At 48.0% G+C, this 22,098-nt stretch carries 20 protein-coding genes; 16 read left to right on the top strand and 4 right to left on the bottom strand.

Features of this window, described 5'->3' with window-relative positions:
* The first annotated feature begins 25 nt into the window (after positions 1 to 25).
* The 10 genes from mrdA (at position 26) to H6995_02655 (ending at position 10,355) form a co-directional block, all read left to right on the top strand.
* The gene (mrdA, locus tag H6995_02610) at positions 26 to 1,906 is read left to right on the top strand and encodes a penicillin-binding protein 2 (protein MCP5213880.1); all 1,881 of its coding nucleotides are present in this window, start codon (positions 26 to 28) and stop codon (positions 1,904 to 1,906) included.
* A gap of 2 nt (positions 1,907 to 1,908) precedes the next feature.
* The gene (gene rodA, locus H6995_02615) at positions 1,909 to 3,054 is read left to right on the top strand and encodes a rod shape-determining protein RodA (GenBank protein ID MCP5213881.1); all 1,146 of its coding nucleotides are present in this window, start codon (positions 1,909 to 1,911) and stop codon (positions 3,052 to 3,054) included.
* A gap of 65 nt (positions 3,055 to 3,119) precedes the next feature.
* Complete coding sequence (mltB, locus tag H6995_02620) at positions 3,120 to 4,112, top strand: lytic murein transglycosylase B (GenBank protein MCP5213882.1); 993 nt, start codon at positions 3,120 to 3,122, stop codon at positions 4,110 to 4,112.
* 6 nt (positions 4,113 to 4,118) lie between these two features.
* On the top strand, positions 4,119 to 4,964 hold the full coding sequence (locus H6995_02625; protein MCP5213883.1) for a septal ring lytic transglycosylase RlpA family protein: 846 nt from the start codon (positions 4,119 to 4,121) through the stop codon (positions 4,962 to 4,964).
* A 63-nt stretch (positions 4,965 to 5,027) separates the two neighbouring features.
* On the top strand, positions 5,028 to 6,182 hold the full coding sequence (locus H6995_02630) for a D-alanyl-D-alanine carboxypeptidase (protein ID MCP5213884.1): 1,155 nt from the start codon (positions 5,028 to 5,030) through the stop codon (positions 6,180 to 6,182).
* 15 nt (positions 6,183 to 6,197) lie between these two features.
* Entirely contained in the window at positions 6,198 to 7,061 is an 864-nt protein-coding gene (locus H6995_02635; GenBank protein ID MCP5213885.1) for a D-amino acid aminotransferase, read from the top strand.
* 23 nt (positions 7,062 to 7,084) lie between these two features.
* The gene (locus H6995_02640) at positions 7,085 to 7,351 is read left to right on the top strand and encodes a DUF493 domain-containing protein (GenBank protein MCP5213886.1); all 267 of its coding nucleotides are present in this window, start codon (positions 7,085 to 7,087) and stop codon (positions 7,349 to 7,351) included.
* Between the two features lie 42 nt (positions 7,352 to 7,393).
* Positions 7,394 to 8,032, top strand: coding sequence for a lipoyl(octanoyl) transferase LipB (gene lipB / locus H6995_02645; protein ID MCP5213887.1), 639 nt, complete (start codon positions 7,394 to 7,396; stop codon positions 8,030 to 8,032).
* Between the two features lie 15 nt (positions 8,033 to 8,047).
* Positions 8,048 to 9,037 carry a lipoyl synthase gene (gene lipA, locus H6995_02650; protein ID MCP5213888.1) on the top strand — a complete coding sequence of 330 codons (990 nt, stop codon included), beginning with the start codon at positions 8,048 to 8,050 and terminating at the stop codon, positions 9,035 to 9,037.
* Between the two features lie 184 nt (positions 9,038 to 9,221).
* Positions 9,222 to 10,355 carry an OmpA family protein gene (locus tag H6995_02655; GenBank protein MCP5213889.1) on the top strand — a complete coding sequence of 378 codons (1,134 nt, stop codon included), beginning with the start codon at positions 9,222 to 9,224 and terminating at the stop codon, positions 10,353 to 10,355.
* 236 nt (positions 10,356 to 10,591) lie between these two features.
* Here the strand turns inward: H6995_02655 and H6995_02660 are convergent, their stop codons facing one another.
* Positions 10,592 to 11,563 (bottom strand): AraC family transcriptional regulator, encoded by a 972-nt coding sequence (locus H6995_02660; GenBank protein ID MCP5213890.1) that lies wholly within the window; start codon positions 11,561 to 11,563, stop codon positions 10,592 to 10,594.
* Positions 11,564 to 11,789: 226 nt separating this feature from the next.
* On the opposite strand from H6995_02660, the gene H6995_02665 reads away from it, so the two are divergent.
* Positions 11,790 to 12,884, top strand: coding sequence for a hydrolase (locus H6995_02665; GenBank protein MCP5213891.1), 1,095 nt, complete (start codon positions 11,790 to 11,792; stop codon positions 12,882 to 12,884).
* A 30-nt stretch (positions 12,885 to 12,914) separates the two neighbouring features.
* Here the strand turns inward: H6995_02665 and H6995_02670 are convergent, their stop codons facing one another.
* Positions 12,915 to 13,898 carry an AraC family transcriptional regulator gene (locus H6995_02670; GenBank protein ID MCP5213892.1) on the bottom strand — a complete coding sequence of 328 codons (984 nt, stop codon included), beginning with the start codon at positions 13,896 to 13,898 and terminating at the stop codon, positions 12,915 to 12,917.
* A gap of 242 nt (positions 13,899 to 14,140) precedes the next feature.
* Between H6995_02670 and H6995_02675 the strand changes: the two genes are divergently transcribed.
* The 5 genes from H6995_02675 (at position 14,141) to H6995_02695 (ending at position 19,267) form a co-directional block, all read left to right on the top strand.
* Positions 14,141 to 14,971, top strand: coding sequence for a p-hydroxycinnamoyl CoA hydratase/lyase (locus H6995_02675; GenBank protein MCP5213893.1), 831 nt, complete (start codon positions 14,141 to 14,143; stop codon positions 14,969 to 14,971).
* Between the two features lie 96 nt (positions 14,972 to 15,067).
* The gene (locus H6995_02680; protein ID MCP5213894.1) at positions 15,068 to 16,645 is read left to right on the top strand and encodes an acyl--CoA ligase; all 1,578 of its coding nucleotides are present in this window, start codon (positions 15,068 to 15,070) and stop codon (positions 16,643 to 16,645) included.
* Between the two features lie 16 nt (positions 16,646 to 16,661).
* A complete protein-coding gene (locus tag H6995_02685) occupies positions 16,662 to 16,868 on the top strand; it encodes a hypothetical protein (GenBank protein ID MCP5213895.1) in 207 nt (68 codons plus the stop codon).
* A gap of 148 nt (positions 16,869 to 17,016) precedes the next feature.
* Positions 17,017 to 17,493 carry a nuclear transport factor 2 family protein gene (locus H6995_02690; protein MCP5213896.1) on the top strand — a complete coding sequence of 159 codons (477 nt, stop codon included), beginning with the start codon at positions 17,017 to 17,019 and terminating at the stop codon, positions 17,491 to 17,493.
* Positions 17,494 to 17,512: 19 nt separating this feature from the next.
* On the top strand, positions 17,513 to 19,267 hold the full coding sequence (locus tag H6995_02695; protein MCP5213897.1) for an acyl-CoA dehydrogenase: 1,755 nt from the start codon (positions 17,513 to 17,515) through the stop codon (positions 19,265 to 19,267).
* Here H6995_02695 and H6995_02700 read toward each other — a convergent pair.
* Positions 19,255 to 20,823 carry an alkaline phosphatase family protein gene (locus H6995_02700; protein MCP5213898.1) on the bottom strand — a complete coding sequence of 523 codons (1,569 nt, stop codon included), beginning with the start codon at positions 20,821 to 20,823 and terminating at the stop codon, positions 19,255 to 19,257. The two genes, H6995_02695 and H6995_02700, sit on opposite strands and share 13 nt — an antisense overlap.
* Before the next feature lie 134 nt (positions 20,824 to 20,957).
* The gene (locus H6995_02705; protein ID MCP5213899.1) at positions 20,958 to 21,974 is read right to left on the bottom strand and encodes a TIGR00341 family protein; all 1,017 of its coding nucleotides are present in this window, start codon (positions 21,972 to 21,974) and stop codon (positions 20,958 to 20,960) included.
* Between the last annotated feature and the right edge of the window lie 124 nt (positions 21,975 to 22,098).

A 22,098-nucleotide genomic window follows, 5' to 3' on the forward strand; every position in this document is an offset into this window, starting at 1 on the left:
GGCCAATAGGCTAGCATAACCCAGAATGAATAATTTTGACCTAAAAGACCTGTACGGCGAAACACGAACCTTCTCGGGGCGGGCGCTGGTGTTTTGGTTTGTGCTGATCTTTCTCACTTTGCTGCTTGTCGCCAGAATGTTTTATTTACAGGTGGTGCAGTATGATCGTTATACCACACTATCCAACAAGAACCGGGTCTTGTTGCAGCCCATTGCGCCAAACCGTGGACTTATCTATGATCGCAATGCCCGTTTATTAGCGGAGAATACCGCTAGTCACAGCGTGACTATCACCAAAGAACATACGCCAGATATTGAGCAAACAATTGCTACGATTAGCGAAATCATCTCGGTGTCAGAGCGTGATCGTAAGAAATTTATGACAGATCTGAAGCAGCGTCGACGGCCCTATCAGTCTGTACCGCTACGCTATCGGCTGACTGAAGAGGAAATTGCAAAGCTCGCAGTCAATGCGCATCGTCTGCCCGGCGTATCTGTTGAAGCACAATTAGTGCGACACTATCCTTTGAAGGACTCAACCGCGCATGTATTGGGTTATGTCGGGCGTATCAATGAGCAGGAATTAAAAAGTATTGATGTAGCGCGTTATGCCGGTACTGACAGTATCGGTAAACTGGGTGTAGAGAAATTTTACGAGGGAGAATTATTGGGGCAGGCGGGGTTCCAAAAAGTTGAGATCAATGCCAGAGGCCGGGTATTAAGAGTATTAGAACGGTCAGCGCCAGGGCCGGGCATGGATATACAACTATACTTGGACGCACGCTTACAGCAGGTCGCAGAGCAGGCACTAGGGGATAAACGCGGTGCAGTGGTCGCCATTGATACGGAAACTGGCGGTATTTTAGTTATGGTGAGTAAGCCATCGTTTAATCCTAATCTCTTTGTCACCGGCATTGATTTTGATGCCTATGCAGAGCTGCGTGATTCACCGGATTTACCGCTATTTAATCGGGCGATACGCGGCCAGTATCCACCTGGATCAACCCTAAAACCTTTTGTCGCGCTTGCCGGGTTGGAACTGGGTTACACCAACTGGGAGCATACTATTTACGACCCGGGCTGGCTTCAGCTCACTAAGGGCGGGCGCTACTATCGTGATTGGAAGAAGTGGGGCCATGGTCGAGTGAATCTAGAGACTGCTATCGTACAATCCTGCGATACCTACTTTTATGAAATGGCGCAGCGTATGAATGTGGATGAAATGCATGATTTTATTTGGCAGTTTGGTTTTGGCCAGCAAACCGGAAAAGACATTGGTGAAGCACTGAAGGGAGTGCTGCCTTCATCCGATTGGAAGAAAAATAGTCTGGGTCAGTCTTGGTACCGAGGTGATTCGCTTAACCTGAGTATTGGTCAGGGCTACATGCTGGCGACACCGCTGCAATTAGCGACAGCCACTGCCGTTCTTGCCAATCGAGGGCGATGGCTACAGCCGCATTTGGTGAAACAGATTAAACACGAGGATGAAGAAGATAAGCCTGCTGATAAGACGACACAAAAAGGTTCAATGGAGCGGGAACTGTCGCAGCTAGAAGACATACAATTGAAGAATGGCGAGGACTGGGAAAAAATTATTCACGCTATGGAGCTGGTAGTGCATGGCGAGCACGGTACAGCTCGGAAAACAGGCCGAGGAGCCCAATACAAAATGGCGGGAAAAACTGGAACAGCACAAGTGATCGGTATCAAACAGGATGAAGAATATGATGAAAAAAATATTGCAGAACGCAATAAGGATCACGGTTTGTTTATTGCATTTGCACCTGTCAATGAACCCAAAATTGCGATTGCGGTGATTGTCGAGAATGGCGGTGGCGGCAGCACTGCGGCCGCGCCGGTGGCGCGTAAAATACTAGACGCCTACCTAGTTGAAGGTTCTAGCTAACGATGTCTCAGCGTGATTTTATTAGAAAATTACCCTATGCTGCGCACAGCTTTCAGAGCAAGCCTAGCTTCTTTTCCCGCATGCATATCGACCCGATATTATTATTCCTAATCTTTATCTTATGCGGTGTCGGGCTTTTGGTGTTGTACAGCGCCAGTGGCCAGGACCTGGACATGGTCTATCGGCAGGTCATGCGAATGGGGATAGGCCTGTTGCTCATGATGATTTTTGCCCAAATCAGCCCACATCATTATCGTATCTGGTCACCCTGGCTAATGGGTTTTGGAGTTTTGCTATTAATTGCGGTATTACTCGTTGGTGTTGGTGCTAAGGGTGCGCAGCGCTGGCTGGCGATACCCGGATTGCCAAAATTTCAGCCCTCAGAAATTATAAAAATCGCGGTCCCGATGGCGTTAGCCTGGTACTACGCACACCAACGATTACCGCCGCGCCTGAAACATATATTCTGGGGGTTGGTCATGATTTTCGTGCCAACGATTTTAATCGCCAAGCAGCCGGATTTAGGTACTTCGTTATTAATTGCCGCATCAGGGATTTTCGTTCTCTTGTTCGCCGGTATTCGCTGGCGTTTGGTGTTTGGTTTTGGCGCTTTGCTGGCGGCTTCTGTGCCGATACTTTGGTCGGTTATGAAGGACTACCAAAAACAACGAGTGCTGACGCTGATTGACCCCGGCCGTGATCCCTTAGGTTCGGGTTGGAACATTATCCAGTCGCAAACGGCAATCGGGTCAGGAGGGCTTTACGGAAAGGGCTGGTTATTGGGTACGCAATCGCATCTAGACTTTTTACCGGAAAGCCATACGGATTTTATTATTGCTGTATTTGCCGAAGAATTTGGTTTTGTCGGTTTGCTCATGCTGCTGTCTTTATACCTGCTGATTGTGACGCGCTGTCTTCATATTGCCACTACCGCAGACGATACTTATGGCAGATTGTTGGCAGGCAGCCTGTCACTCACCTTTTTCTTCTATTTTTTTGTTAATATCGGCATGGTTTCTGGTATTTTACCCATAGTCGGACTGCCACTGCCTTTGATAAGCTATGGCGGGACGTCGATTGTTACCCTGTTTTTAGGTTTTGGACTGTTAATGTCTATCAAAACACACAAGAAACTATTACCCAGATAAACAAAAATTTGAATGGAATTCCCTTTAGCCATACGGTTTTTAGGATAAATATGATCAAGCGAACAATGCGCCAAGTGGCGGATATGTGTATTACCCTGCTCATTATTACAGTGGTTCCTGTGAGCTGTGCTGAGCCCGTGACTTATGCCACCCATCCAGAGGCGAGCGTATTTATTGATGAAATGGTTAAGCAGCACGGCTTTGATAGGAAGTCGTTGCAGGCGATTTTTAACGAGGCCGTTTTTAAAGAGAAGATTATTAAGTTAATGGAGGCTCCCGCTGAAGCTAAACCCTGGAAGGACTATCGACCCATCCTGGTGACGGAGCAGCGTACCAAACAGGGTCTTGAGTTCATGCAGGAACACTCCGTGGCATTAAATCGTGCTGAATCGATTTACGGAGTTCCTGCAGAAATCATTGTTGCTATTATTGGGGTAGAAACGCGCTATGGGAGAGTAACTGGATCCAATCGCGTGATTGACGCATTGACAACTTTGGCATTTGATTACCCCCGCCGAGCGGAATATTTTCGTAAGGAGTTAAAGGAGTTTTTAATGTTGGCGCGTGATGAAAAGGTAGACCCGCTATCACTAAAAGGCTCCTATGCTGGAGCAATGGGTTATGGCCAGTTTATGCCGAGTAGTTTTAGGGCCTATGCGGTTGACTTTGATGGGGATGGGCATAAGGATATCTGGAATAATCCCGTTGATGCGATTGGCAGCGTGGCGAATTATTTTCATGAACACGGGTGGCAAAAGAATGAGCCCGTGACTGAGCGAGCACTAGTTGATGGTAAAGAATACGAACCGTTATTGGTCAAAAAACGTTCTGATTTAACGCCGACACGAAGCGTGGCTGAGTTGATAGCTGCTGGGTTTAAGCCGCAGCAGGCGTTGGCGCCAGAACAGCCCGCGACGGCGATGCGCTTTGCAGGGGCTGCCGGTGATGAACATTGGATTGGTTTGAATAATTTTTATGTTATTACCCGCTACAATCATAGTGCGCTGTACGCCATGGCGGTGTATCAGCTCAGTCAAGAAATAGCTGGGCGTACTTGAATAATGATGATCATACGAAAGACTCCGATAGCGTTATTCGGAATATTGATAGGCTTCTTGTTAACTAGTTGTAATACCAATCCGCCGCAGAAGTCTGCATCGACGGAGCCGCCGTCGAGGTATCGGCAGCAGCAGGACTCTGCGCCCTTTAGCTACAATGATTTAGAGAGGGTTCCGGATGCGACACCCATCATTGAGCCTTTGAGCCGTCAAGGTAATAAAAGCCCTTATGAGGTAGCGGGGAAGAGTTATCAGATCATGCCGACTAGCGCTGGCTATGAGGAAACCGGTACTGCCTCCTGGTATGGTAAAAAATTCCATGGTTACCTGACGTCGAATGGCGAAACTTATAATATGTTTGGTATGTCGGCTGCGCACAAAACGCTACCCTTGCCTACCTATTTGCAGGTTACCAATCTTGATAATGGCCGCAAGGTGGTGGTGCGGGTGAATGACCGCGGCCCTTTTCACTCCGAGCGTATTATTGATTTATCCTACGCCGCTGCAATTAAATTAGGTTTTGCGGATAAAGGCACTGCGCCAATTAAAGTAGAGGCCATTGATCCGATTGCCTGGCAATGGGCAAGGATGAAGCCCGCAGGTTTGGGCAACGAAGTTTATCTTCAGGTCGGCGCTTTTTCTAAATACGAAACCGCCAACCAACTGAAAAAGCGCGTACAGGCTGTGACGAACGAGCTAGTCGTGATTAACCTCGATAAAGCGCGTGAACCTAACCTGCATAAAGTCCAAATTGGACCGCTAAAAGATATGGCGTTGGTGCAGCAAATAAAAGAGAAACTCTCCGCCTTAGGTTTGGGAAAGCCTCTGATTGTGGCTTTGCCCAATTCCTAATTAATTGAATAGCGGGCTGAAATAGCCGCTATGTTAACACTCATTTCGCTAAGAAAAATTGCTATGACAAAACTAAGCACACTGGTTGTAACCCTATTCTTATTCATGCTGACGCAAGTCGCGATTGCGGCGAACCCGCTCATTCCTGCGCCACCACAATTGGCGGCGACGGGCTATTTGCTGGTTGACGCCCAAAGTGGCGAGGTGTTAATTCAAAATAACGCCGACCAGCCCTTGCCACCGGCCAGCCTGACCAAGCTGATGACCAGCTACATTGCAGCTGTTGAGCTGGATAAGGGCAATATTAAATTGACTGATCAGGTGCGTGTCAGCATCAAAGCGTGGCAGGCACCAGGTTCTCGTATGTTTATCAAAGAGGGCACCTTCGTCTCCTTAGAGGATCTGCTGCGTGGCATCATTATTCAATCAGGTAATGACGCCAGCATTGCTGTTGCTGAGCACATTGCTGGCAGTGAAGAAGCTTTCGCCGATCTGATGAACAAGCATGCGGTCAGGCTGGGAATGAACAACTCTCACTTCCTCAATGCCACTGGACTGCCGGAGGAAGAGCATTACACGACTGCTTTGGATTTGGCAAAGTTGGCGCGCGCTATCATTGTCGATCATCCAGATCACTATGCGATGTATGCGGAGCAGTATTTTACCTTCAATCAGATTCGCCAACCGAACCGCAATAAGCTGTTGTGGCGGGACCGCAGTGTTGACGGTCTGAAGACGGGGCATACGGAAGAAGCGGGATATTGTCTGGTGGCGTCCGCTGAACGTAATGGTATGCGCCTGATTTCGGTAGTGATGGGAGCGGCGAGCGAAGAGTCTCGCGCCGTAGAAAGTCAGAAATTACTGACCTACGGCTTTCGCTATTATGAAACCCACAAACTCTATAGTGCAAACGAAATACTTAATCAACCTCGGGTGTGGGGCGGTGCCATGGACTCGGTAAAACTGGGTATTACGAAGGATGTGTATGTGACTATTCCTCGTGGTCAAAAAAGTGCCTTGGCGGCGAGCCTGGATGTAGATGCAGTGATTGAAGCGCCGATTGTTTTGGCGGATCAGTATGGTAAGGTTAAGGTCAAGCTGGGTGAAGAAACTATTGTCGAGACGCCACTGCTGGCTTTGGAATCTGTCGAGGCCGGAGGCTTTTTTAAACGCTTATGGGATCAGATCGTACTCTTTTTTGTACAGTTAATTGATTAACCTGGGGAATAATTAATGGCATCCATTGTTTATCTCAATGGTGAATTTTTGCCCTTGGCAGAAGCTAAGATTTCTGTGCTGGATCGTGGTTTTTTATTTGGTGACGGAGTTTATGAGGTGATTCCGGTTTACCAGGGCAAAGCCTTTAGAGTAAGGGAACACATTCAACGTCTTGAGCGCAGTCTGGCGGCCACACAAATATCACTAGTCCAGCAGGAACAGGATTGGATTGCGCTATTTGAAGCGGTGATTGCGCGTAATCGTCAGGAAACCTCGGATCTATCGCTCTACATCCAGGTGACGCGAGGTGTTTCGGCAAAACGCGACCATGCTTTTCCGGCCGATGCAAAGCCGACGCTGTTCATGATGGCTACTCCGGTAGTTTATGGCGCTGATCTCGGTTCGGTAAAAAGTATTCGTGCGATCACTCTGCCGGATAATCGTTGGACTCGTTGCTATATTAAGAGCATTTGCCTATTGCCTAATGTGCTATTGAAACAAACAGCCTCGCAGCAGGGTGTGGAAGACGCGATTCTAATCCGGGAGGGCTACCTAACAGAATCCTCTTCTGCGAATGTTTTTATCGTGAAAAACGGCGTTGTTTACACACCACCTAAAACGGATTACATTCTAGGTGGCATTACCCGGGATTTAATCGTTGAGCTGGGTGAACAAGGCTCTTTCGATTGTCGTGAGCAGGAAATCTCAGAGCAAGAGTTGTTGCAGGCTGATGAGGTATGGGTCACCAGTTCAACGCGTGAAATTATTCCCGTGACCGAATTGAACGGCAAATCAGTGGGCAACGGAAAAATCGGGCCGCTGTGGTACAATGTGGCGAAACGTTATCAGGCCTATAAAGCCGAGCTCGTTACCCGCTAATCAAATATATTTTGTAGGAATACATGCAACCGCCCGCTCCTAAAATAGAATTCCCCTGCGAGTATCCCATCAAGGTGGTGGGTCGAGCTGCACCAGACTATAAGGAGATGGTGCTCGATATTATTCAGGTGCATGCGCCAGGCTTGGATTTTGAACGCATTAGCCTAAGAGAAAGTCGGAATGGCAAATATTGTTCAATCACTGTGACTATAGTGGCGACGGGCGAAGCACAATTGTCGGCCATTTTTGAAGATCTTAAGGCCAGCGGCCGCATTGAAATGGTGCTATAGGTTCGGCTCAATATATTCCTCAAGCTTTGAATGCATAGAACCATGGCTACCATAGCACTTCCACTAATCCATCAGCTTGGCTTGCAACCTTACGAGAAGGTTTGGGCTGACATGAAGCGATTCACAAACGAGCGTGATGAAACCACGGGCGATGAATTCTGGTTGGTGACTCATCCTCCCGTCTTTACTTTGGGGCAAGCGGGTAAAGAAGAACATTTGATTGAACCGGGTACTATTCCGGTGATCAAGTCTGATCGGGGTGGGCAAGTGACCTACCATGGCCCCGGACAGCCTATCATCTATTTACTGCTCGATTTACGACGGCTAAAAATAGGTGTGCGTGATCTGGTTAGTGTGATAGAAAATAGCATCATCCAATTACTGGACAGTTATCAAATAGCAGCCCGTGCGAGGCAGGATGCGCCAGGCGTATACGTCGGGAACAGCAAAATTGCCTCGCTCGGTCTACGGGTCAGAAAAGGTTGTAGCTATCATGGTCTGAGTTTTAATTGGAACATGGATTTGGAGCCCTACCGCCGAATTAATGTTTGCGGTTATCCTGGGCAGACGGTGACGCAGTTGGCGGATTTAGTAAGGCAAACACCGGATGAACAGCAGGTTTTTGAACAGCTAGTGAGTTGTTTGATTGGGCAGCTGGGGTATACTGACCCCCGTAACTAATATGAGTATCTATTGATGGAAAGGAACTTAACAGAAGTTGGCGATCGGCCAGAAAAAGTGGTGCGGGTAAAGCAAGGCGTTAAATTGCGGGGGGCCGAAAAAGTTGCGCGTATCCCTATCAAGGTAATTCCGACTGAAAAAGCACCGCGCAAACCGGACTGGATTCGTGTACGTATGCCAACTTCCCCTGAAGTTGCGCATATCAAGCAAATACTACGTAAAAGTAAATTGGCATCGGTTTGCGAAGAAGCCAGTTGCCCTAATCTGGGTGAGTGTTTCAGTAACGGAACCGCGACCTTTATGATCATGGGTGAAATCTGTACGCGGCGCTGTCCGTTCTGTGATGTTGCGCACGGCCGTCCAAATCCGCTGGATCAGGATGAGCCCAAGCATCTTGCTGCGGCAATTGCTGAAATGAAATTACGTTATGTGGTGGTGACTTCCGTTGATCGCGATGATTTACGCGATGGCGGCGCCGGTCACTTTGCTGACTGTATCCGCGAAACCCGGCTAGCTAACCCGACGATTAAAATTGAAGTCTTGGTGCCGGATTTTCGCGGGCGTATGGAAGTGGCGCTGGGTATCCTAACGGCTGAGCCGCCAGATGTGTTTAACCATAACTTAGAATCCGTGCCTAGGCTCTATAAAAAAATCCGCCCTGGTTCGGACTATCAGTGGTCGTTAAGCCTCTTGCAAAAGTACAAAGAGCGGATACCCAGCGTGCTGACAAAGTCTGGTATTATGGTTGGCTTAGGTGAGGAGTCTAAGGAAATCTATCAGGTGATGGATGATATGCGGGCGCATCAGGTGGATATGATCACCATTGGCCAATATCTACAGCCGAGTTTGAATCATTTGGCGGTAGAGCGCTTCGTGCATCCTGACGAATTTGCTCAATATGCTGATTATGCACGGCAGATTGGATTTAGCAGTGTCGCTAGTGGACCGCTAGTGCGGTCATCATATCATGCGGATAAGCAGGCTAAGGGCGAAAAAGTTGATTAAAACGAAGTTGATTAAAAAAAGATGATTAAAACGATGCTGAGTAATTGTAATAGATTGTAAATTTGTAATGGGCCTATTGCTAAGCAACAACAGTTGTAATAGTGTGCGCCGCATTCAGCTTTGTATTAATCCTGAAGCAAAGCAAAGAGCGGTTAAAGGATTTTCATTCATGAGGAGAAACATTATGTTTAAGAGAATTTCTGCATTGATAGGCATTTCAGCCCTGTCATTGATTACGGCAAACGCTGCGTTTGCCGATGAAGGAACTGGGCTCAATATTTTTGGTGGCGCCACCCATTACTTGTTTGGCGACAACGATATTTCCGATACCAGTGGCGGTGTACTTGGCCTTGGCTATAAGTTTTCAGAGCATTGGGGTATTGAAGGTACCTATATTGATTTAGGCAATACCGAGATGGATTTGATCGGTGGTGGCGATGTCGATTTTGACATCAGTGGCTATCGTGCTGATTTACTATATCATTTTAGCGAAACCGCTAGCGGTGTGGTGCCCTATCTGGCTTTTGGTGCTGGGGAGTTTGATATAGACCCCGATTTGGCAGGTGTTAGTTCCGATGACCAAACTTTCGTTAACTTCGGTGGTGGGTTTAAAAAATACATCACTGATAATTTAGCGTTTCGTGGCGATTTACGTGCGATTCGTAATACCTCTGAATCAAGCACTGACTTAGCAATGATGGTCGGATTAGATTACTTTTTTGGTAGTCGTGGTAAAAAGGCAGCACCTGTTGCTGCACCACTGGATAGCGACGGTGATGGTGTCTATGATGATCAGGATCGTTGCCCTAATACGCCTGCTGGCGTTGCCGTTGATAGCAACGGCTGTCCGCTGGATAGCGATGGTGATGGTGTTTATGATTACAAAGACAAATGTCCGAATACACCGGCTGGTGCCCGCGTTGACGAAGACGGTTGTCAGTATGTGATCAAAGAAACAGTATCAGTGGAACTGGAAGTTCTGTTCGACCTCAACAAAGCAGTGGTCAAACCAGCCTTCTATGAAGAAATTAAGAATGTTGGCGAATTTATGAAACTTTTCCCATCGACCAACGCTACTATCGAAGGCCATACTGATAGTACTGGCGATGATGATTATAACCAAGGTCTGTCTGAGCGTCGCGCTAACGCGGTGCGCCAGGTGTTGATCGATCAGCACGGTGTTGATGCAAGCCGAATTAAAGCGGTTGGTTATGGCGAATCACAACCACGTGCCGACAACGACACTAAAGACGGTCGTCAGCAAAACCGTCGAGTGATGGCGGTGATTAAAACAGAAGTGGAAAAACCAGCTAAATAAGTAGTTTCACTTGAGTAATTAAAGCCGGGGTTTAAAGCCCCGGCTTTTTTATGCCTGCGATTTGGCCAGCCTGAGTTGCTCTCTAGCTTCTATTACAGGGACGTCCTCCGCATTGTCCACTTCCTCGAAATACTCAATGGCCTGACAAGTCCGTCTGGGCGTTTCGTTGTCGCGAAAAACCATACAGATCGCACTCTTTTACCGCCTAGGAACTCTGGCGAAAAATACTGGCTAGGTTAGCGTTTCAGAGTCTCGGAGGGTAGTTCCCCAAAGCGACGTTTATACAGCTGTGCAAATCTACCCGCATCATTGATGCCTTTGTCGAGTAATATTTCGGTAACGCTCGTGTTTTGTGGGTTTGCCTGCTGCAAAGACTCGTGGACAAGGTTCAAACGCATAGACTGAATGTAGCGTGAAGGGGTTTGGTTTAAAAAGTGGTTGAAGCCGTTTTGTAGCGTACGGGGCGTGACACCTACCTGTAATGCAACTTCTTGCAAGGAAATAGTGTTGCTTATATTTTCCCTAATGTAATCAGCGGCTTTACGCACATGCCAAGGTAGTGGCGCTGGCGAGGTTTGGCGTAACTGTTCAGAATAGTTGTGTCGCCAGGTATTGAGAAGTAAAGAAATTACTAGTTCGCTGAACTGATGATTGACTCGTGGTTGATTGAGTTGATCGGCAAAGTCGTTGTACTGCTGACAAAAGTATCCGAGCGTTTGTTGCAATGCACGAGTTTGACTAGATTGGCTGGGAGAAAGATCGAACAGTATTGGCTGCTGTAGGTTTTTATCAAGCAGTTTGGATAGTTGTCGCTCCAGGGCCTGACGTTTCAGTACTAACACCAGATAACTGCAATCAGGCCCCATCTGTATTTTGGTGATACCCTGTGGGGAAACTAAAGTAGTGAATCCAGCGGTTGCGTTGACCTGGTGACTGCCATTGGTAACACAGGCTTTGCCCGATAGTGCAGTTTGGATTAAGTAGTAATCGGAAATTTCGCCAGCATCAATGCTGACATTAGCGCCGTATTGCAGATAATAGAGCCCCATATCCCCCAATACGACACCATCGAGGCGAGCATCAATATGGCTGCTTCGACTCGCCTGCATACGGTGTGGCCAGATGAATTGACCGACCTTATCCTGTGTTTCACCCAGGTCATGGGAAATAAACAGGTTGTGATTGGAAAGTGGGTTTGTCTGGATCATGCTAGGGCCTGTTCGCTGCAAGAGGAAACACCTAAACGCTCCTATCCTACCAAATTTTGCGGTTCGATGAACAGCCCAGAAATTATTGTCGATTTTACTGGGGGTTATCAGGTGGTTTCTTAAATTAAGGATTCTGAATTAGCCCATTGGCTTCGCTTTGTTCATTGTCGGGCTATCGAATAATCGTCTACAGTGGATTAGCTTCAGTTGAAAGTGAGGAAATACAATGGCTAGGCAAAAACCTATTGAACAGTACATGGCGCTGGCGTTGCAAACCATGATGCGTGGGGCGCAAAAGCGCGAAGATATCCAACATAATATCGATCATATTTCCGAGTTGGCGCACGCCGCCTACTGGTTAACCAGTATTGATCTGCCAGTGCGGCTGTTGACCTTGCCAGAAGGTGCGTTGCAGGGTTTTACCGATGAGATATTTGATTGGGATCACGTGGACTATGTGAAACGCACGGCAATTGATATCCCTGGCACCGAAACAGAGGCCTTGGGCAAGCTGGCCAAGGCACTGAATGTTTATATCATCGCACAAGCGAAAGCCAAACACCCGGAGTTTCCAGAGCGTTTCTTTAATTGTGCTTTCGTAATTAATCCTGATGGTGAGGTGATTCATGTACATTACAAAATGCAGGTTTTCGCACGTGAGCACTCGACGGTTCCGCACGATGTCTGGGATCGCTGGATTGAGCTTTACGGTGATGGACTGGATGCTTTCTTCCCGGTAGTTGATACGGAAATAGGCCGCATCGGTACCATTGTCTGCATGGAAGGCAGCTATCCTGAAACGGCTCGTGGCCTGGCAATGAACGGTGCTGAAATAATGTATCGCCCAAGCTACCCGGAGCCCTATGTGGGTAATGGCCTGTGGGATGTGCAAAATCGTGCGCGCGCCCTTGATAACACCATGTATGTTATTGCGCCCAACCCGGCCGGCTATTATGTCACCCCAGAGTCGCTGCACCCGATTGATGTCACAGGTGGTGAGTCTATGATCGCCGACTACCAGGGGCGTGTGATTTCCAAGCACCATTCTGGCGGTACGGCATCTTACGCGGGCGGTATTATCGATATTGAAGCACTGCGACAATATCGCGCGCGCTCCCTGTGGGGTAATTGGCTGCGTGATTTGCGCACTGAACAGTATCGGATTATTTACGATCAACCCATGTATGAAAAGAATCGCTGCCTGGAATGTCCGCCGCTGCGGCATGCCGAAAACGATAAGATTGTACGGGCGGCTACCGAAAAGATGTTTGAGCGGGGTATCTGGAAAAAGCCAACCTACATGTTAGAAGAGGACGAATAGAAGTTCGACCCTTGCCGCGGGCAAATCGGACTATTTATGGCGGGTACTCAATGTTTCTGAGGGGTAGCAGCCATAGCGCTTAAAGTAGAGCTGCGCCCAGCGGCCAGGGTTATTGATACCATGTTCCCACATAATGCGACTCACATTGGTTTGCCCCGCCGCGTTTTGTAATGCTTGATGGAGATGGTGCAATCGCCTGGACTGGATAAACTCCGAGGGAGTCTGGCCGAGATGTTTTTTAAAGCCGTTTTGCAGCGTCCGTTCTGTGACATTGCTGATGCGACAAAGGTCGCTCATGGTAATGGTCTCTTGGATGCGGCTGTCAATAAACTCACAGGCACGCCTTACATGGCGTGGTGTTGCTGTGTGCCGGTCATTGTTTAATTGGGCTGAGTAATTATGTTGCTGTGAGCTAATGAGAGCGCAGGTCGCCATATCGATATGACTTTGTAGCAAATGCTTGTTGTGTAATATTTGCTGGTCAGGCTTATCGTAAAATGCACATAAAAAATGCATCGTTTCCAACCACGCACGTTTGTTGGCTTCAGCCTGTTCCGAAAACAGGTCAAATACCACTGGTTCGTTAATATCCTGTTGCAGTAAATCAGCCAGTTTGAGTGTGATCGTAGATCGATCCATCTTAAGAGCTAAATGTGCGCAGCCTTGTTTGAAATTAATTTTGGTGGGTAATGAGGGGTCAATTATCGCAATATCATTGGGGACTGTGGTGATCAAACGTTGTCCATTTAGAGTGCTACTTTGCCCTATCAGCGTGGTTTGGATAAGGAAATGCTGGTCGTTACAGACCGGTTCGATACTGACATCCGCACCGAAGGTTAAATAAACAATAGACATGGTGCCAAGGTTGATGCCATTGAACTGGGCATCAATCAAGCCGCCGGGATCACCTGATTCACAACGGTTCTGCCAGAATAGTTCATTACCGACGTGAATCGTATCCCGGATATTTCCGTTTTGTAATAACTGGTGTGTTGCCAATGGTCGATAAAGCATGGCGATTTCATAGAAATGTAGATAGCTTCATCATAGCCTAAGCTAGGCCAATTGGAAATCCTTGGTGGTCCTTACCATAGTCGCAGATATTATGAACTATCCCGTGTTTATTGCGGAATATGGACTGGATTTTCGGATTTCGTATTACCTGCACAGAGCGGTATTCCTAAAATATAACCACTAAATAGCAGGCTTGTTGAGTGCTACCTTCCGCTTAGTTAAAAATATCAGAGGTTAATACTATGAGCAATTATGAAAATATTATTCTGGAAATAGAAGGTGAATTGGCGACAATCACGCTAAATCGACCGGAGAAAAAGAATTGTATGAGCCCTGCTCTACATTCCGAAATGTGCGTAGCCCTGAGAGAGGTGGAAGCCGCCAAGGTTAAAGTGATGGTCTTGACGGGTGCGGGTAATGCTTTTATCGGTGGCATGGATCTTGAGAAGTGCTTTTTTGATAACTGGGATAACCCGGAAGATTTTGTCGACGGTGTGAAACCTTCATTTGAATGGATGAGCCATCTCAAAAAATTTCCTGCAGTAACGATCGCCAAAGTCAACGGCTGGTGTTTTGGTGGTGGCATGGAGGTTGTCGGGCTGTGTGATATCGCCATTGTCGCAGAAGAGTCCATTTGGGGGCTATCGGAAGTCAACTTTGGTATCTTCCCCGGTGGTGGCACGACCTGGACGGTTGTCAACAATATGCCTTCGCGCAAGCAGGCGCTCTATTACTCGCTCACCGCTGATACTTTCACTGGTAAAGAGGCGGTAGAGCTTGGCTGGGCATCAAAGGCAGTTCCGCTGGCTGAGTTAGACTCGCACACAGATAAAGTCGTCGCTGGGCTCTTGAAAAAAGGCCGTATCGTCCTTCAGAAAACCAAAGAGGTTTATGAAAGAATCATCAATCTCAATATGGAGTTCCCTGAAGCAGTTGATTACGAAATTGCCAAGCTCTATGAATTATCTCGTCTGACTCATGATGACTGGATCCGCACTGCACTTAAATCTTTCAATAAGCGCGAGTACAAACCCGGTCTGCAAGATTACAAATTGACACGGGACGATATTTAGACGGCGCTAATTATCGGGCAGTAACAGGGGATAGATGGTCGACAGTCATCTATTCCTTCGCTCGAAATAGTAATGGTTTTATACAGGTATCCAATCATGTCTGATCAAGCACTGACTTTGCGGGATTTAATTCGACGTGCGGCGGCAAATCATCCGAATAACGAGGCGGTAGTTGATAGTATTGCCCGCTATACCTACGCCCAATTGATGGATCAGATAGAGCGTATGGCGAAGCTATTGCACACCTTAGGGGTGCGCAAAGGTGATCGGGTCGCGCTCTTAATGCCACCTTCAGTCAGTCACGTAATTGCATTATTCGGCGCAATAGAATTAGGGGCAATTCCGAGTGCGCTACATGCTCGGGAGTCAGAAGACACGCTGTCTGCCATCATTGAGCGGCTTAGCCCTCGTGTGTTGGTTTATGATGGCGTCTTTGCACAAAAGGCTAAATCCTTGTTGGATAAAGGAACGCTGATTTCCGCTGCGGTTCGTTCGGTGTCAGCTATTACACCACCAGATCAGGCAAGATCCGGTCCAGATCCAATTATCCCCGCAGACCTGAATCAGTATGAGCTTGATTTTGAACCGATGCCGGTTGCCCTGGATGACACGGCGGTGATTGCGCTTTCTTCCGGCACAACCGGTATTCCCAAGGGAGTGATGCACACGCACCGTACCTTGGTGGCAAGCGCCCGTTGTGGTGCTCCTTATATGTCGGCGCATCCTAACGCATGCAGCATTAATATTTTTACCACGGCATTTATTGGCTGGTACAACTGTACTCTACCTTTCCTCTATGGCGCTTCAAAAATCATTTATTTGAGCCAGTGGGACGCTCAGAGTTATCTCCAGACCATCCAAGACGAGAAGGCCACAGTCTGCTTTTTGGTGCCGACAATGTGGCGCATGTTGTTACGCGAGAACCCAGAAAATTATGATTTATCGTCATTGGAGCGGGTTGGCTATGCCGGAGAAGCGATGGATACGGCAACCATGACCCAGATTCGCCAGCTGATATGTGCCAGTGTTATCAACACCTACGGTACTACTGAAACCGGATCCTGGGGTGGTTGTGCGGTTATGACACCTGAAGATTACCTGGATGAGAGCAAGATCGAGAGTGTCGGCAAACCGGGTACAGGTGTTGAAATTAGAGTCATAGCCCCGGGTGGCTCGGTTGATGACAGAGTCGCTGCCGATGAAGATGGCGAAGTCATTTTCAGTGGACCCTCGGTTGCTAATCAACTTTGGGAACAGCCCGCTCTTGGTAGAAAAATATTTGAAGGGCGTTGGTGGCGGTCTGGCGATATGGGCTCGATGGACGAAGCGGGTTACCTCTATTTAAAGGGTCGTATCGACGACATGATCATTACCGGAGGTATCAATGTGCTGCCGGGGCAGGTTGAAGAGGCTGTGTTGAGTCACCCCGCAGTGAGCGAGTGTGTGGTGATTGGTTTGCCGAGTGAACAATGGGGACAGCAGGTTACCGCTTTTGTTATTTGTAAAGAACCGGTATCTGCCGATGAGCTGGCGGATCATGTTAACCAGAGTGGACTGTCAAGCTATAAGAAACCGCGTGAATATCGTTTTGTCAACGAATTGCCCCGTGGCAATACAGGGAAAGTCAGTCGTAAATTATTACGTCATCAAGTAACAGACAGTAACACAAATTAACCGATAGGAGTTAAGCATGACGACTAACAGTAAGGAAGCGCTATTGGCTGGAACCATCGGTGCGATAGTTGGTTTAACCTTATCTTTTTTGGCGAACTACTTTTTAGTACCTTTTCCCGGAGGCGCTGTAGAGAATGCCGTCAATAATGGGATAAGTGGTGCTATCAGCGGTTTTATGAGTGGCTTTATGGGGTTGTTTATGTATCTCAAAAAATCAGGTTAAGACAGTGTAGGTTGAGACAGTGCCATATCAGGAAGGAACCATTTTTGGTCTGAGCCCATCCCCTTAGTAGCGCTGTTTTATCGTCGTTCGTTACCTTTTGCAAAGGGCTCGGTTTTTTGTTGAATGAATCTGGCTAGGAGAATATTGAATGAAGAAATATATCAAGTTAATCAGGGGTATTCTGATCATAGCTATCGCTGCGGTGGTGGTAACAGCGAATGCTCAGGATGCTGAGCGCTCGCAGGTAAACCATTGGGTAACTGCCTTCTTCCAATCCTTTAATGAAGACCTGATGCGGGGGGATATGGACGCCTGGATGGAAAATTGGGCAGAGCAGGCAGAACGCATTACCCCTATGGGTAATGCCAAAGGCAAGGCGCAAATTCGCCAGCTTTATATCAGTCTTAGCCAGCGTTACGAAGACATGGTGCAAGAGATTACAGGCACGATTATCGAAGGTCGCAATGCTTCTGTAGAGCTGAACACGGTTGGTGTTCACCGAGAAACGGGAATTAAAGTCAGCATGCCAAACGTAGCGGTTTTAACGTTTAACGAACAGGGCAAGGTAACCAGTGCTCATGTTTACTTGGATATGAAGAATATTGAAAGTCAGCTAGTGCGCTGATGTCTGAGCGAGAGTAACAATGAGCATGTCGCAAACCTATATACCTCCCACACAGGATATTACTTTTATTCTCAGTGACGTGCTGGGTTGGGGTGAGTTATTCAAGCTGCCTAAATATTCTCAGATTGATGCAGACCTCGGTAGAGCCGTTATTGCGGAGGGGAGTCGTTTCAGTAGCGAAGTGCTTAGCCCTTTGAATCAACTGGGAGATAGGCAAGGTTGTCGACTGGTTGATGGGCGCGTCGAGGTTCCGGATGAGTTCCGGGTGGCGTTCAGGCAATATGCTGAAGGTGGCTGGATCGGCTTGGATTTACCTGAACAGTTTGGTGGTCAGGCGTTACCAATTAGTCTGGCGACGGCAATGGCGGAAATGGTCAATGGTTCCTGTGTTGCCTTTGGCATGATGCCCTGCATGTTGCGTGCGGCAGCGACACTGCTGATTGAACACGCGGATTCGGAATTAAAGGAGAAAGCAGTACCACCTATTATTGCGGGTGAGTGGGGTGCCACGATTGTGATTACTGAGCCGCAGGCTGGGTCCGATGTTGGCGCTATTAGAACCTGTGCCGTTAAACAGCATGACGAGACTTATCTGCTGAGCGGGACAAAAATTTTTATCACCTGCGGTGACCAGAATTATACAGAGCAGATACTCCATTTTGTCCTGGCGCGAACTCAAGGCGCTATTACAGGCACTCGTGGTTTAACATTATTTCTAGTGCCGAAACACCCCTATGATCAGCCGGATAAAGTCAATTATGTATCGGTCTCCCGGCTCGAACAAAAAATGGGACTCAAAGCTTCACCCACCTGCGTTTTAAACTTTGATCAGGCAGTGGGTTACCGGATTGGTGAGGAAGGAGAAGGCCTGAAATGCTTGTTTACCATGATGAATCTGATGCGTCTTGAGGTGGGGGCTCAAAGTGTGGGTATCGCGAGTGCCGCAACCTACAGTGCGATTGCCTATGCGAATGAACGCAAACAAGGGGGGCGGGCAGATACCGGTATTATCCAACATGCGGACGTTCGTCGTATGGTAGCGACGATGCGATGTTTGACCGAAGCCATGCGGGCACTGGTACTGGAAGCATCGTTTAACCTTGATAAGTCATTGTATGGGAAAACTGAAATAGAACGAGAGGATAGCCGGTTATTAGCTGAATTTCTATTACCGGTCTGTAAAGCTTGGGCGTCGGATCATGCTAACCAAGTCGCCAACCTGGGGGTGCAGGTGATGGGCGGGCATGGCTATATTGCCGATGAAGGCATGGAGCAATACGTCCGTGATTGCCGAGTTTTGTCCATTTATGAAGGAACCAACGGCATCCAGGCCTTGGATCTGGTGATGCGTAAGCTGTTGCGTAAAGAGGGGCGTGGTTATGCTCTTTTTATCCAGCAAATTGAACAGGATATAGCGAATCAGGCCAATAACCCCGAATTAAAGGGCCTGTCTGATGATCTGACAAAGGCCCTTGCACGACTCATTTCCGCTTCCGATTTCTTAGTGAAAAAGGGCCAAAATTCATTAGGTGATGTGGAATCTGCCGCTACACCTTACTTATTTCTGGTAGGGCATATGGCTGGTGCCTGGATGTGGCTGCGAATGGCCGCTGCCGCCACCAGCGAATCACCGTTACATCGCGCTAAACGTGCTAGCGCACAATTTTACATGGAATATGTACTACCGGAAATTCAAGTATTTGAACATCGGATTTATGCCGGTGCCGGCCCGGCAGGTATGTTTTCTGATGAGCTGCTCAGCTATTGCGCCTGAGCTGTGTCACTGGAAAATACCTCGTCGAGTGGTTGACCGCTAGCGCCTGATGGCAAGGGTATATTCAGTTGCGCGGCGAGTGTGGAGACAATATCAGACGGGCTGACCAGGCGATTAACCACTTTAGGCTGCTTAATGTCCTTGCCAGCAAACATAATAGGCACATGGGTATCGTAAGCATATGGCGAACCATGCACAGCCGCGACATCGGTGCTTTGGTTAAGGTACCAAAACTGATCCTGAACGAGGAGCACATTGCCTGAGCGGATCGGGTGAAAGGCGAGCTGCACCTTTTTAAACAGTGGGTTTCCCACTATCTGACCCTGCATCAAATCAGTCCTGGTAACGGCCAAGGCTATTCCTGGGGTTTTCATTAACTCCTGCGCTAGAAAATTTTCAATCTTTTTGGGTTTAATTCCAAGCTGCGAAATGCTTTGTAGGTTCAGATATATATTGGGGTGCAGGTAGGCGCGAATAAGATTTTCATTGGTGGAGAATCGTGTTTTTAACAGCTGATTCATTCGCGCGATAAGTTGCTCCGGATGGTGTTTTCCGGCGGGGAACCCAAGTGATTTCCGGTACTCAGGGATCGCATCGGTGCCATGATCTGAGGATAAAACAATCAGACTATTGCTAAGGCCTATTTGCCGATCAATCAGGCGTAGTAACTTGGCGAGCGTCCTATCGAGTCTTAGCAGATTGTCCTCTGCTTCAAGGCTATTAGGGCCAAAGAGATGGCCGACATAGTCGGTGACGGAAAAGCTGATTGCCAGCATATCGGTATGAGGCCCTTGGCCAATCTTTTCTGCTTTAATGAGAGCTTCGGCAAAGTCTAAAGTCAGCTCATCCGCCATTGGTGTGAATCGCAGAGTTGAATAGTAGTCTTTGGGGGTTTTACCAGAGAGGGAGTGCGGAAATGTGTACCCGAGCTGTTTATATGATTGCTCGTAAGAGCGATCGTCCTGCTGGGCAGCGATATAAGAACTTGGTGTGTGCAGAAGATCCCAGGTTGTATCTTGATATTGATCTGCTTTCTTTGCCTTATTCCATTCTTCAACCCAGTGCGGGTAAGCATCGTAGTAAAAGCTGCTGGAAACAAATTGGCCGTTGGTGCGCGAATACCAGAAAGCCTTGCCTAGGTGGCCACCCGGAATAATGGCGCCGCGATCCTTGACTGAAACCGAAAATACGCGTGATTGATTGGCGCTGGCAAGAACCAGTTCGTCGCCAATGGTGCTGGCGCTGAGATTTTTGGGAGACGCCCCTGCGTTGCTCCCAGCCTTTTCACCGATGATTCGGTACGATGAATCAGCTACGCAATAGACCTGTTGCTCTTCAGCCGGGTCATACCAGTAATTGCCTACCATCCCATGCTGTGCCGAATGCCCACCGGTAAAGAGTGTGGCGTGGCCAACGGCAGTTAAAGTGTTCGAATGTTGGTAATGAGCATTTTTGTAGACAACCCCCTGCTCCATAAAATAACGAAACCCATCCGGTGATAATCTATCCTGTAACCGCCAAGGCATATCACCGCGCAACTGATCAACAGTAATCATCAGAATGAGCTTAGGATGATTTGTTTGCTGGCCATATGCCTCATGAGCAAAAACTAGCAAGATCAGTAATCGGCTAAGTAAATTTTTGTACGAGAGATTCATTTTTACCTAATTCGTTAATTGAAAAGATTATCCTAACCGGCTTCCACATAACCCAACAACATCAAAGCGAACAGCATCAACAACAAAATGATCCAAATACTGACCGCGAAGCGAGTGGCCTTTTTTGCTCGCGCCGCTTCCCACCAGGTTCGCGGGCGTACTTTTTGTAGAAAGAAAGTTGCTACTGCCGCTAAGTTGATACAGGTGACGTTAGTTAAAGCCAGCATCAGTGCGCCTGTAGCCAGTCCAGCATGGCCTGATCCGGCTAATAAACCAGCCGCTACCAGTGGCGGTAGTAGCGCGACGGCAACCATAACACCGACCACCACAGCAGGAGCGCCACTGGTGAAAGCTAAAGAGCCGGCGGCTCCGGCGGCGAATGCTAGAATAATATCGCCAGTGCCAGCGTGGGTTCTGGCGATTAATTCGGGGGCGGTCGGTTCGACCGTAATTCCCCAACCAATCGCCGTCGATAAAATACCGGCGGTGATCACACCAATGCCGATGGTTTTAAAGGATTTTTTGGCTAGTTCAAGATCGCCCAAGGTGAAGGCCAATGGCAAGGCAATATTCGGGCCCAGCAGCGGAGCAATCACCATTGCGCCAATGATGATGGCGACATCGCCGCGTAACAGTCCGATAGCGGCTACGATGGTAGAGAGCGCCACCATCACGATGTAGAGACGGGTCACCACACTAGCGTCGATTAGATCCTCATAGAGCTCTTCACGACTAATTCGTTGTGGACAGCCGTTCTCCGCTTCGCTTTCAACGGAGTCTTCCGAATTGGCTTCGCTAGTTTGGTCAACGGCGGGTAAGGTTGCTTCAACCGGGAAAAGGATTAATCGAAAATCTTCCTTTGACCCGAACTGACTCATTAGCTGATCCGACAACTCCTCGGTATGCTGAGCATCAAGCAGAATACGCAATTGTCGGATGGGATTATTTTGTTCAGATACCCAGATATGAATAACTGGGGCTTTATCCAGAATGGTTTGGATTGAGTCAACGTCTTGATCCGGCGCTGTTACTTCAAGTAGACGAAGCATCGAAATTGCGTCCTTAACTGAGCCCCTTTGTAATTTGGTTTCGTCACTGTGTTTGCCACTGGGGAAACTCTGTGTTAAGGGAGCCGGTGAATGAAATATCGCATTGAAGATACCAGAAAAGACT

Source organism: Pseudomonadales bacterium (genome assembly GCA_024234615.1).
Taxonomy (GTDB): domain Bacteria; phylum Pseudomonadota; class Gammaproteobacteria; order Pseudomonadales; family IMCC2047; genus JAJFKB01.

Bases quoted from the DNA above. Each gene is read 5' to 3' on its own strand.
- H6995_02655 (MCP5213889.1), top strand. From the start codon at position 9,222: ATGTTTAAGAGAATTTCTGCATTGATAGGCATTTCAGCCCTGTCATTG.
- H6995_02635 (MCP5213885.1), top strand. From the start codon at position 6,198: ATGGCATCCATTGTTTATCTCAATGGTGAATTTTTGCCCTTGGCAGAA.
- H6995_02680 (MCP5213894.1), top strand. From the start codon at position 15,068: ATGTCTGATCAAGCACTGACTTTGCGGGATTTAATTCGACGTGCGGCG.
- H6995_02640 (MCP5213886.1), top strand. From the start codon at position 7,085: ATGCAACCGCCCGCTCCTAAAATAGAATTCCCCTGCGAGTATCCCATC.
- H6995_02660 (MCP5213890.1), bottom strand. From the start codon at position 11,563: ATGATCCAGACAAACCCACTTTCCAATCACAACCTGTTTATTTCCCAT.
- H6995_02700 (MCP5213898.1), bottom strand. From the start codon at position 20,823: ATGATTACTGTTGATCAGTTGCGCGGTGATATGCCTTGGCGGTTACAG.
- H6995_02675 (MCP5213893.1), top strand. From the start codon at position 14,141: ATGAGCAATTATGAAAATATTATTCTGGAAATAGAAGGTGAATTGGCG.
- H6995_02690 (MCP5213896.1), top strand. From the start codon at position 17,017: ATGAAGAAATATATCAAGTTAATCAGGGGTATTCTGATCATAGCTATC.
- H6995_02665 (MCP5213891.1), top strand. From the start codon at position 11,790: ATGGCTAGGCAAAAACCTATTGAACAGTACATGGCGCTGGCGTTGCAA.
- H6995_02695 (MCP5213897.1), top strand. From the start codon at position 17,513: ATGAGCATGTCGCAAACCTATATACCTCCCACACAGGATATTACTTTT.
- H6995_02630 (MCP5213884.1), top strand. From the start codon at position 5,028: ATGACAAAACTAAGCACACTGGTTGTAACCCTATTCTTATTCATGCTG.
- H6995_02705 (MCP5213899.1), bottom strand. From the start codon at position 21,974: ATGCTTCGTCTACTTGAAGTAACAGCGCCGGATCAAGACGTTGACTCA.
- mrdA (MCP5213880.1), top strand. From the start codon at position 26: ATGAATAATTTTGACCTAAAAGACCTGTACGGCGAAACACGAACCTTC.
- H6995_02625 (MCP5213883.1), top strand. From the start codon at position 4,119: ATGATCATACGAAAGACTCCGATAGCGTTATTCGGAATATTGATAGGC.
- rodA (MCP5213881.1), top strand. From the start codon at position 1,909: ATGTCTCAGCGTGATTTTATTAGAAAATTACCCTATGCTGCGCACAGC.
- lipB (MCP5213887.1), top strand. From the start codon at position 7,394: ATGGCTACCATAGCACTTCCACTAATCCATCAGCTTGGCTTGCAACCT.
- H6995_02670 (MCP5213892.1), bottom strand. From the start codon at position 13,898: ATGCTTTATCGACCATTGGCAACACACCAGTTATTACAAAACGGAAAT.
- mltB (MCP5213882.1), top strand. From the start codon at position 3,120: ATGCGCCAAGTGGCGGATATGTGTATTACCCTGCTCATTATTACAGTG.
- H6995_02685 (MCP5213895.1), top strand. From the start codon at position 16,662: ATGACGACTAACAGTAAGGAAGCGCTATTGGCTGGAACCATCGGTGCG.
- lipA (MCP5213888.1), top strand. From the start codon at position 8,048: ATGGAAAGGAACTTAACAGAAGTTGGCGATCGGCCAGAAAAAGTGGTG.